This window comes from Streptomyces sp. E2N166, from assembly GCF_003671715.1.
GTDB lineage: Bacteria > Actinomycetota > Actinomycetes > Streptomycetales > Streptomycetaceae > Streptomyces > Streptomyces thinghirensis.
Genome location: NZ_RAIF01000032.1, coordinates 22,144 through 32,490 on the forward strand (window position 1 = coordinate 22,144; position 10,347 = coordinate 32,490).

General features: G+C 72.6%; 9 protein-coding genes. 6 read left to right on the plus strand and 3 right to left on the minus strand.

Annotated elements, in window-relative coordinates; all coding sequences use genetic code 11:
* Positions 1 to 3,927 (minus strand): DEAD/DEAH box helicase (locus EBH09_RS27195; RefSeq protein WP_238697455.1); only part of this gene is annotated, 3,927 nt, incomplete at its 3' end.
* 96 nt (positions 3,928 to 4,023) lie between these two features.
* On the opposite strand from EBH09_RS27195, the gene EBH09_RS27200 reads away from it, so the two are divergent.
* From EBH09_RS27200 to EBH09_RS27210, 3 genes are read left to right on the plus strand one after another with little or no spacing between them, the layout of a single operon-like run.
* On the plus strand, positions 4,024 to 4,890 hold the full coding sequence (locus EBH09_RS27200) for an AraC family transcriptional regulator (protein WP_121749586.1): 867 nt from the start codon (positions 4,024 to 4,026) through the stop codon (positions 4,888 to 4,890).
* On the plus strand, positions 4,887 to 5,633 hold the full coding sequence (locus EBH09_RS27205) for an AzlC family ABC transporter permease (RefSeq protein ID WP_121749587.1): 747 nt from the start codon (positions 4,887 to 4,889) through the stop codon (positions 5,631 to 5,633). The genes EBH09_RS27200 and EBH09_RS27205 overlap by 4 nt, the downstream gene beginning before the upstream one ends.
* Entirely contained in the window at positions 5,630 to 5,938 is a 309-nt protein-coding gene (locus tag EBH09_RS27210; protein WP_121749588.1) for an AzlD domain-containing protein, read from the plus strand. Before EBH09_RS27205 ends, EBH09_RS27210 begins: the two co-directional genes overlap by 4 nt.
* 6 nt (positions 5,939 to 5,944) lie before the next feature.
* On the opposite strand, the gene EBH09_RS27215 is transcribed toward EBH09_RS27210, so the two are convergent.
* On the minus strand, positions 5,945 to 6,898 hold the full coding sequence (locus tag EBH09_RS27215; protein WP_121749589.1) for a hypothetical protein: 954 nt from the start codon (positions 6,896 to 6,898) through the stop codon (positions 5,945 to 5,947).
* An 80-nt stretch (positions 6,899 to 6,978) separates the two neighbouring features.
* Here EBH09_RS27215 and EBH09_RS27220 point away from each other — a divergent pair, with 80 nt between their 5' ends.
* Positions 6,979 to 7,173 carry a DUF3046 domain-containing protein gene (locus EBH09_RS27220; RefSeq protein ID WP_007445009.1) on the plus strand — a complete coding sequence of 65 codons (195 nt, stop codon included), beginning with the start codon at positions 6,979 to 6,981 and terminating at the stop codon, positions 7,171 to 7,173.
* A gap of 60 nt (positions 7,174 to 7,233) precedes the next feature.
* Positions 7,234 to 8,505 carry an AI-2E family transporter gene (locus tag EBH09_RS27225; RefSeq protein WP_193776564.1) on the plus strand — a complete coding sequence of 424 codons (1,272 nt, stop codon included), beginning with the start codon at positions 7,234 to 7,236 and terminating at the stop codon, positions 8,503 to 8,505.
* Positions 8,506 to 8,877: 372 nt separating this feature from the next.
* On the opposite strand, the gene EBH09_RS27230 is transcribed toward EBH09_RS27225, so the two are convergent.
* Positions 8,878 to 9,078, minus strand: a complete 201-nt coding sequence (locus EBH09_RS27230; protein WP_121749591.1) for a type II toxin-antitoxin system VapB family antitoxin — start codon at positions 9,076 to 9,078, stop codon at positions 8,878 to 8,880.
* A 279-nt stretch (positions 9,079 to 9,357) separates the two neighbouring features.
* Here EBH09_RS27230 and recA point away from each other — a divergent pair.
* Positions 9,358 to 10,347: recombinase RecA (gene recA / locus EBH09_RS27235; protein WP_121749592.1), on the plus strand; the 990-nt coding region annotated here is incomplete at its 3' end.

Here is a 10,347-nt window from a genome sequence, read left to right on the forward strand (position 1 = left end):
GGCGGCGGCCGTCAGCGAGCCGTAGCGCCCGCGTGGCACCGCGCGCTTGGCGCGGTGGGCCGTGGAGCCCGCGGTGCGGCCGGAGCCCAGCAGGGAGCGCAGGGGGGCGAGTGTGTCGTTCGTCAGGCGTCCGGACCAGGCCAGGTCCCACAGAGCGTCGGCCAGCTGCGGATCGGTGGCGTCCGGGTGGGTGGTGGCGCGGACCTGATCGGCGATCTGCCGGAAGAACAGGCCGTACCCGCCCGAGAGGGTGCTCAGGACTGACTCGTGGAGGGCGGTCGTCTCCAGGGGGTGCGGGGGCGGCAGGAGCAGCGGGGCCGCGTCCGCCAGGTAGAGGGAGACCCAGCCGTCCTTCCCCGGGAGCGAACCCGCTCCCGCCCACACCACCTCACCGGCGGCCGTGAGCTCGTCCAGCATGGCCGCGTTGTAGTTCGCCACTCGGGAGGGCAGGACGAGCTTCTCCAGGGCGGAGGCGGGCACGGATGCGCCCTGCAACTGCTCGACGGCGCGAACCAGTCCGTCGAGGCCCCGCAGCGCGTGCCCCTTGCCGATGTGCTGCCACTGGGGGAGGAACTGACCGAGCGCGGCCGGCGCCACCGGCTCCAGCTCGTGCCGCAGCGCGGCCAGGGAACGGCGGCGCAGCCTGCGCAGGACGGTCGCGTCGCACCACTCCTGGCCGATGCCGGCCGGGTGGAACTCGCCCTGCACCACCCGGCCCGCCGCGGCGAGCCGCTGCAGCGCGCCCTCGGTGACCGCCACACCCAGGCCGAAGCGGGCCGCCGCGGTGACCGACGTGAAGGGGCCGTGGGTGCGGGCGTGGCGGGCGAGGAGGTCGCCCAGCGGGTCCTTGACCGGCTCGGTGAAGGCCTCGGGCACGCCCACGGGCAACGCCGTGCCCAGCGCGTCGCGCAGGCGGCCCGCGTCCTCGATCGCCGCCCAGTGGTCGGCGCCGGCGATGCGGACCCTGATCGCACGGCGGGCGGCGGCCAGCTCCTGGGCCCACTGCGGCTCGGCGCCCCGCTCGGCCAGCTCGGCGTCCGTGAGCGGACCGAGCAGCCGCAGCCGGTCCGCGACGCCCTCCGGGTCCTTGACGCGGCGGTCCTCGGTGAGCCACTGCAGCTCGCGCTCCAGCTCGGTGAGCACCTCCGCGTCGAGCAGCTCGCGCAGCTCCGCCTGGCCGAGCAGCTCGGCCAGCAGCCGGGAGTCCAGGGAGAGGGCGGCGGCACGGCGCTCGGCGAGCGGCGAGTCGCCCTCGTACAGGAACTGGGCGACGTACCCGAAGAGCAGGGAGCGGGCGAACGGGGACGGTTCCGGGGTGGTGACCTCCACCAGGCGCACCCTGCGGGACTCCAGGTCGCCCATCAGCTCGGTCAGGCCGGGCACGTCGAAGACGTCCTGGAGGCACTCGCGGACCGCCTCCAGCACGATCGGGAACGAGCCGTACTCGCTCGCCACCTCCAGCAGCTGCGCGGCGCGCTGGCGTTGCTGCCACAGCGGGGTGCGCTTGCCGGGGCTGCGCCGCGGCAGCAGCAGCGCACGGGCGGCGCACTCGCGGAAGCGGGACGCGAACAGGGCCGAGCCGCCCACCTGGTCGGTGACGACCCGGTCGACCTCGCCCTTGTCGAAGACGACGTCGGCCGCGCCGACGGGCGCCTGCTCGGCGTCGTACTCCAGCCCTGGCTTCGACGGTTCCTGGTCGAGCAGGTCCAGGCTCATCAGGTCGGCGTCCGGCAGGCGCAGCACGATGCCGTCGTCGGCGTGCATGGCCTGGGCATCCATGCCGTACCGCTCGGACAGGCGGGCGCCGAGCGCGAGCGCCCAGGGGGCGTGGACCTGGGCACCGAAGGGCGAGTGGACCACGACCCGCCAGTCGCCCAGCTCGTCGCGGAAGCGCTCGACGACGATGGTGCGGTCGTCGGGGATGTGGCCGCAGGCCTCGCGCTGCTCGTCGAGATAGGCCAGGACGTTGTCCGCGGCCCAGGCGTCCAGTCCCGCGGTGACCAGGCGGAGCCGGGCGTCCTCCTTGGTGAGGGAACCGATGTCGCGCAGGAACGCGCCCAGCGCGCGGCCCAGTTCGAGGGGGCGGCCCAGCTGGTCGCCCTTCCAGAAGGGCAGCCTGCCAGGCACGCCCGGAGCAGGGGAGACCAGGACCCTGTCGCGCGTGATGTCCTCGATGCGCCAGGAGCTGGTGCCGAGCGTGAAGACGTCCCCGACGCGGGATTCGTAGACCATCTCCTCGTCCAGCTCGCCGACCCGGCCGCCGCCCTTCTTCGGGTCGGCCCCGGCGAGGAAGACACCGAAGAGGCCCCGATCGGGGATCGTGCCGCCCGAGGTGACGGCGAGGCGCTGCGCGCCGGGCCGGCCGGTGACCGTCCCGGCCACCCGGTCCCACACCACGCGTGGACGCAGCTCGGCGAAGGCGTCGGACGGATAGCGGCCCGCGAGCATGTCCAGGACGGCCGTGAAGGCCGACTCCGGGAGCGAGGCGAACGGGGCGGCGCGGCGGACGGTGGCGAGCAGGTCGTCGACCTGCCAGGTGTCCAGCGCGGTCATCGCGACGACCTGCTGGGCCAGGACGTCCAGCGGATTGGCGGGAACCCTGAGCGCCTCGATGGAGCCGCTGCGCATCCGCTCGGTGACCACGGCCGCCTGGACCAGATCGCCGCGGTACTTGGGGAAGACCACGCCCGTGGAGACCGCGCCGACCTGGTGTCCCGCGCGGCCGACGCGCTGGAGACCGGAGGCGACCGAGGGCGGTGACTCGACCTGGACGACCAGGTCGACGGCGCCCATGTCGATGCCCAGCTCCAGACTCGAGGTGGCCACCACGGCGGGCAGGCGGCCCGCCTTGAGGTCCTCCTCGACGAGGGCGCGCTGCTCCTTGGAGACCGAGCCGTGGTGGGCGCGGGCGATCACCGCGGGGGCGCCCTGGGCGGCTCCCGAGCCGCCCATGAGTTCGGCGGGGGAGTGGTGCTCGTCCAGGGGCTCACCGGTCGCCCGTTCGTACGCGATCTCGTTGAGCCTGTTGCACAGGCGCTCGGCCAGGCGCCGGGAGTTGGCGAAGACGATCGTGGAGCGGTGCGACTGGACGAGGTCGGTGATCCGCTCCTCCACGTGCGGCCAGATCGACGGACGCTCCGCGCCGTCGTTGCCGTCCGCGACCGGGGAACCGCCCAGCTCGCCCAGGTCCTCGACCGGGACGACGACGGACAGGTCGAACTCCTTGCCCGAGTCCGGCTGGACGATCTCCACCTTGCCGCGCGGGGCGAGGAACCGGGCGACCTCGTCCACCGGACGGACCGTCGCCGACAGGCCGATGCGCCGGGCCGGTTTCGGCAGCAGCTCGTCCAGCCGCTCCAGGGTGAGCGCGAGATGGGCGCCGCGCTTGGTGCCCGCGACCGCGTGCACCTCGTCCAGGATGACCGTCTCGATGCCGGTCAGCGCGTCGCGGGTGGCCGATGTCAGCATCAGGAACAGGGACTCCGGGGTGGTGATCAGGATGTCCGGCGGGCGGGTGGACAGGGCACGGCGCTCGGCGGCCGGAGTGTCGCCGGAGCGGATGCCGACCTTGACCTCGGGTTCGGGCAGGCCGAGGCGCACGGATTCCTGGCGGATGCCGGTCAGGGGGCTGCGGAGGTTGCGCTCGACGTCGACGGCCAGGGCCTTGAGCGGGGAGACGTACAGGACTCGGCAGCGCTTCTTGGGGTCGGCGGGCGGGGGTGTCGAGGCCAGCTGGTCCAGGGCGGCGAGGAAGGCGGCCAGCGTCTTGCCGGAGCCGGTGGGAGCGACCACCAGCACGTCCGAGCCCTCGGAGATGGCCTGCCACGCGCCCGCCTGGGCGGCGGTGGGCGCGGAGAAGGCCCCCGTGAACCAACCGCGGGTCGCGGGCGAGAAGCCGTCCAGGGCTCGGTGTGCGGAGCTGACCATGGATCCATCGTGCACCCGGGCACTGACAATCGGCCTGAGCTGGACGGATGCCGGGCGGAACTCCGGCACCGCGAGGCCGTGACGGAGAATGGGGTCATGGCGGCATCGGGCGAGCGGGCACGGCACTGGCGGTACGCGGAGCTGCCCGATGTCGATCTGCTGCGGGCCCAGTACATACGGAAGACCTTCGTGCGTCACACCCACGAGCACTTCGTCATCGCCGCCATCGCCGACGGGGTGGAGGTCTTCCACCACGGCGGAAGCGATCAGTACGCCGGAGCGGGAGCACTCGCCCTGGTCAACCCGGACACCCCGCACACGGGGCGGGCCGGAGTGCCGGAGGGATGGCGCTACGGGGCCGTCTATCCGGCGCCCGAACTCGTGGCCAAGATCACGGCGGAGACGACCACGCTGCGCGGGACGCCCGGGTTCGTCCGGCCGGTGCTCGACGATCCGTACGCCGTCGAGCTGGTGCACCGCGTGCTGCGGGCCGCCGACGAGGGAAACGCGCTCGCCGCCGACACTCTGCTGCGGGTGGCCGTGACCCGGTTGCTGCGGCTGAACGGCGGGCCGCTGCCGCGGCGGGAGGTGCGCACGGCAGGGGCCGGCGTCGCGACGCGCGCGCGTGCCGTGCTGGAGGAGCGGATGGCCGATCCGCCGAGTCTGGAAAAGCTCGCCGGGGAGCTCGGGAGCAGTCCGTTCGCACTGCTGCGCGCCTTCCGGGACACCTACGGGATGCCGCCCCACACCTGGCTGACGGACGCCCGGGTACGGCGGGCACGGCGGCTGCTGGACGCCGGCACGAGGCCGTCCGAGGCCGCCGTCGCCGTGGGGTTCACCGACCAGCCGCACCTGAACCGGCACTTCGCGCGGATCGTGGGCGTACCGCCCGGCGCCTACCAGCGGGAGCGCAAGAACGTACAAGACGCACGGCGGCGGTTCCTCCTACCGTCCGAGGCGTGACAGAACAGACAGCCGTTCCCGGCACGGGCGTCGTCGAAGACAAGCCGGACGCCGCCGTCGTACGGGACGCCCTCGGGGTGGGAGTCGCCGTCGGACTGTCCGGGTTCGCCTTCGGGGTGACCTCGGCCGGCAGCGGACTGACACTCATGCAGACATGCGCGCTCAGCCTCCTGGTGTTCACCGGGGCCTCCCAGTTCGCGCTCGTGGGGGCGCTCGCGGCCGGCGGCAACCCGCTCACCGCCGCGGCGGGGGCCTTCTTCCTCGGCGTGCGCAACGCCTTCTACGGGCTGCGGCTGTCGCAGTTGCTGGCCCTCCCGCGCGCGGTGCGCCCGTTCGCCGCCCAGTGGGTCATCGACGAGACGACGGCCGTGGCCCTCGCACAGCCCACGCGGCGCAGCGTCCGGATCGGGTTCACCGTCACCGGACTCACCCTGTACCTGCTGTGGAACCTCACCACGCTGCTCGGCGCGCTGGGCGCGGAGGCAATCGGGGACACCGACGCCTGGGGGCTCGACGCCGCCGGCCCCGCCGTCTTCCTGGCGCTGCTCGCGCCGATGGTGAGGACCACCACCGAGCGCGCGGTCGCCGCCCTGGCCGTCCTCCTGGGACTCGGCCTGCTGCCCGTGCTGCCCGCCGGTGTTCCCGTCCTGGTGGCCGCGCTGGCGGCCCCGGCCGTCCTGTGGGCGCGGGGGCGTCGCCGAGGCAGCGCTGTTGAGGACTCCGCGCGGGAGGGAGAGCGTTGAGCGTCTGGATCGCGATCGCCGTGACCGCCGTCGGCTGCTACGCCGTCAAGCTCCTCGGGCTGCTGGTGCCCGCGGGCGCCCTGGAGCGGCCCCTCGTCCGGCGGCTCGCCGCCCTGCTGCCCGTCGCCCTCCTCGCCGCGCTCACCGCCCAGCAGACCTTCGCCGACGGGCAGGCGCTCGTGCTGGACGCGCGGGCAGCGGGAGTCGCCGCGGCCGCCGTGGCACTGGTGCTGCGCGCGCCCTTCCTGCTCGTCGTCGCGGCGGCCGTGGTGGTGACCGCGGGCGCACGGGCCATGGGCGGGTGAGCGGGGTCAGCCGACCGGGCGGCCGTACGCGCGGAGTGTACGCAGGGCCTCGATGGTCACCCCGGGGCGCGCCTCCAGGACGGGGCCGGGTGCCCACCGGCGCCGGCGCAAGGGCCAGCCGCCGTCCTCCTCCTGCTCGGCCGAGAGAGCGCGGAGGGACCGGGCCATCTCGTCCTCCGTGAACCACGCGCGCGCGAGGGAGTGCGGGTGCCTCGCGTAGTCGTGGGGGAAGTGGTGCTCGCCCGGGGCGTAGCCGGGGGAGACCGGGTACGCGTCGAGGTCGTCCGGGTCCAGCACCGCCAGGCGCTGGTCGCGCACCAGGCGGCCCAACCGGTCGGCCGCCGCCTCCGCGCGCGGACGGTCGGGGGCGGCGTCCAGGAAGGCCACGGCGGCCTCGACCTCGTACGGGTGGGAGGCCCCCAGCGACTCGACGGCCTGCCAGCAGAAGTCCGTGGCGCGGAACAGCCAGGCGTGCCATACCTCGTTGCGGTGCAGCAGGCCGACCACCGGACCGGTGGCGAGGAGCTCGCCGGGCGGGTCGTCCACCACCGGCACGAAGGGAGCGGTCGGATATCCGCGTTGGCTTGGATGGATCGCCGACAGGGCACCGTCCGCGGTGGACACGGAGGTCAGATAGCGGCACATCCGCTCCACGCGCTGTCCGCCGCAGCGCCCGACGGCGTCCAGGACGCGCAGGGCGTGCGCGGTGTGCGGCGGCTGGCTGACCGGGCCGCGCAGATCGGGTTCCAGCGCGTGGCCGTACCCGCCGTCCTCGTTGCGGTAGGCGTCGAGCGCGGTCTCCACCGGGCCGGCGTCACCGCCGCGGAAGTGGTACGCGAAGAGGCGCTGCTCCAGTACGCGCGCGGTGAGCCAGACGAAGTGCTCCGCGCGCGCGAGCGGGGAGCGCGCCGTACGGGTCGGGGGCGTCGGGGGGAGTGGGGAAGCTCCGAATTCGGCCATGGTCAGACCGTATGACGCAAGGCGTTCCCGGCACGTGGTCCCGGCGCAGGGCCCACTCTCAGGGGCGGGATACTGGAGTCATGCGGTTGACGGTCTTCTGGGAGCGGATGACGGATCACTTCGGTCCGGGCTACGCCGACACCTTCGCGCGCGATCACGTGATGGCGGAGCTGGGCGGGCGCACGGTGCACGAGGCGCTGGACGCCGGATGGGACGCCAAGGACGTGTGGCGGGTGGTCTGCACCGTCATGAACGTGCCGCGGGAACAGCGTTGACCGGTCACGAAGATCACCGGATGGGGCTCCGCAGTCGGTGGCGTGGGCGAGACTTGGCCCGTGGCACCCACTGACGAGTCCGGGCAGGCGACCCGGCAAGCACCCCCGACCGGTACGACGCCGCCCACCGGTCCCCCGCCCGGCGGCCCCGCCGGGCCGGGCGCCCGCATGCCGCCCTGGCTCCCGCGTGCCATGGTGCTGGCCCTCGCGCTCATCGCCGTCTTCCAGCTCGGCAGCTGGGCCTTCCACCAGCTCACCGGCCTGCTGATCAACGTCCTCATCGCCTTCTTCCTGGCCCTCGCCATCGAACCCGCCGTGAGCTGGATGGCCGGACGCGGATTGCGCCGCGGGCTGGCCACCTTCCTCGTCTTCATCGCCGTGCTGATCGCCGCCGCGGGGTTCGTCACGCTGCTCGGCTCGATGCTCGCGGGCCAGATCGTCAAGATGGTCGAGGACTTCCCGGACTACCTCGACTCCGTCATCAACTGGTTCAACGGCCACTTCCACACCGAGCTGAGACGGGTGGACATCCAGGAGGGGCTGCTCCGCTCCGACTGGCTGCGCAACTACGTGCAGAACAGCGCCACCGGCGTCCTGGACGTGTCGGCCCAGGTCCTCGGCGGTCTCTTCCAGATGCTGACGGTCCTGCTGTTCTCGTTCTACTTCGCCGCCGACGGCCCCCGGCTGCGGCGCGCGCTCTGCTCCGTCCTGCCACCCGCCCGGCAGGCGGAGGTCCTGCGCGCGTGGGAGATCGCCGTGGACAAGACCGGCGGATACCTGTACTCACGCGGTCTGATGGCGCTGGTCTCCGGCATAGCGCACTACATCCTGCTGGAGATCCTGGAGGTGCCCTACGCCCCCGTGCTCGCCGTTTGGGTGGGCCTGGTGTCGCAGTTCATCCCCACGATCGGCACCTATCTCGCGGGCGCCCTGCCCATGCTGATCGCCTTCACGGTCAATCCCTGGTACGCGCTGTGGGTACTGGTCTTCGTGGTGATCTACCAGCAGTTCGAGAACTACGTACTGCAGCCCAAGCTGACGTCCAAGACCGTGGATATCCACCCGGCGGTCGCGTTCGGCTCGGTCGTCGCGGGCGCCGCCCTGCTCGGCGCCGTCGGCGCGCTGATCGCCATCCCGGCGATCGCCACGCTGCAGGCGTTCCTCGGCGCGTACGTCAAGCGTTACGACGTCACGGACGATCCGCGCGTCCACGGACGCCGGAACCGCCGGTCGGGAACCGGCGGCTCGACGCGTCTGCGGAAACTGTGGGTCCGCCGCCCGGAGCCGGGACACCCCGGGACGGAGGGCGCCGGGGGCGGCGGCTCGTCCTGATGAGGCCGCCCAGTACCTGAGAGCGGCCCACGCGCCCGCGCCATCTGCGTCACCCGCGCCACCTGCGTCACCCGCGCCGCTCAAGGCAGCCGCGTAGCAGCCCACAGCCACGACCATGGCCGGCTGCCGTTCAGGCGATCACCACGGTGCCCGAGGCCAGTGCGACGAGCAGCATCGCCCACCCGGGGCGCACCGCCGGCGCCATGCCGGTGGGCCCGGTGGGCCGACGGCGGAACGAGGCGAGCGGTCGGACGGTGCGGTGCCGGGGACCTGGCTGGTGTGGCCGGGCGGGCGGCGCCGACGGCCCTGACGTTCCGCACGGGGCAAGCCTGACCGGCGTGCCCGCCCGCGGGACGGCGGCGGGTGCGGGGATCAGCCCTGCGGCTCCTGCGGCTTGGTATCGACCTCGCGCAGGTTCCGGTCCTTGAACTCGGTGCGGGTCTCCGTGCGGTGGCCGCGGGCGATGTAGTCCCGCACCACCGCCTCGACGGCGTCCTGCGGCGAGCCGATGCCGGCCAGAACCATCGCTTCCACCACCAGTTCGGCGTCGAGACTGATGCTGACCTTGGCCATGCTGTCCCCCTCCTCCACGTCCCGTCCGCACCCTAGCCACCCGACCGCCGGCCCGGCAGACGTACGCTCGGAGGTGCCGCGTGGTGCGCTTGACACCAAAATCGAACATCCATTCTCATGGAGGCTCTGGCGAGGCTCGTGACGGGTGATTCGACTGGGTTTGGATGGATGAGCGCTCGAGTTATCCACAGGCCGGACCCGCATCGGGGTGGATTGTCAGTGGCAGGCATTAGCGTCTTTGACGTGAAGCGATCGAATCAAGCAAACCGGGTGGAACCCATGGCAGGAACCGACCGCGAGAAGGCCCTGGATGCCGCGCTCGCACAGATTGAACGGCAGTTCGGCAAGGGCGCGGTCATGCGCATGGGCGACCGGTCGAAGGAGCCCATCGAGGTCATCCCGACCGGGTCGACCGCGCTCGACGTGGCACTCGGCGTCGGCGGCCTGCCGCGCGGCCGCGTCATCGAGGTCTACGGCCCCGAGTCCTCGGGCAAGACGACCCTGACCCTGCACGCGGTGGCGAACGCGCAGAAGGCCGGGGGCCAGGTCGCGTTCGTGGACGCGGAGCACGCCCTCGACCCCGAGTACGCGCAGAAGCTCGGCGTCGACATCGACAACCTGATCCTGTCCCAGCCGGACAACGGTGAGCAGGCCCTGGAGATCGTGGACATGCTGGTCCGCTCCGGTGCCCTCGACCTCATCGTCATCGACTCCGTCGCAGCGCTCGTGCCGCGCGCGGAGATCGAGGGCGAGATGGGCGACAGCCACGTCGGTCTGCAGGCCCGCCTGATGAGCCAGGCCCTGCGGAAGATCACCAGTGCGCTCAACCAGTCCAAGACCACCGCGATCTTCATCAACCAGCTCCGCGAGAAGATCGGCGTGATGTTCGGCTCTCCGGAGACCACGACCGGTGGCCGGGCGCTGAAGTTCTACGCCTCGGTGCGGCTCGACATCCGACGCATCGAGACGCTGAAGGACGGCACCGACGCGGTCGGCAACCGCACCCGCGTCAAGGTCGTCAAGAACAAGGTCGCGCCGCCCTTCAAGCAGGCCGAGTTCGACATCCTCTACGGCCACGGCATCAGCCGCGAGGGCGGCCTGATCGACATGGGCGTGGAGCACGGCTTCGTCCGCAAGGCCGGTGCCTGGTACACGTACGAGGGTGACCAGCTCGGCCAGGGCAAGGAGAACGCGCGCAACTTCCTGAAGGACAATCCCGACCTGGCCAACGAGATCGAGAAGAAGATCAAGGAGAAGCTGGGCGTCGGC

Excerpts from the sequence above, each read along its gene's own strand:
- EBH09_RS27200 (WP_121749586.1), top strand. The coding sequence starts at position 4,024 with ATGGCGGCATCGGGCGAGCGGGCACGGCACTGGCGGTACGCGGAGCTG.
- EBH09_RS27230 (WP_121749591.1), bottom strand. The coding sequence starts at position 9,078 with ATGGCCAAGGTCAGCATCAGTCTCGACGCCGAACTGGTGGTGGAAGCG.
- EBH09_RS27220 (WP_007445009.1), top strand. The coding sequence starts at position 6,979 with ATGCGGTTGACGGTCTTCTGGGAGCGGATGACGGATCACTTCGGTCCG.
- EBH09_RS27215 (WP_121749589.1), bottom strand. The coding sequence starts at position 6,898 with ATGGCCGAATTCGGAGCTTCCCCACTCCCCCCGACGCCCCCGACCCGT.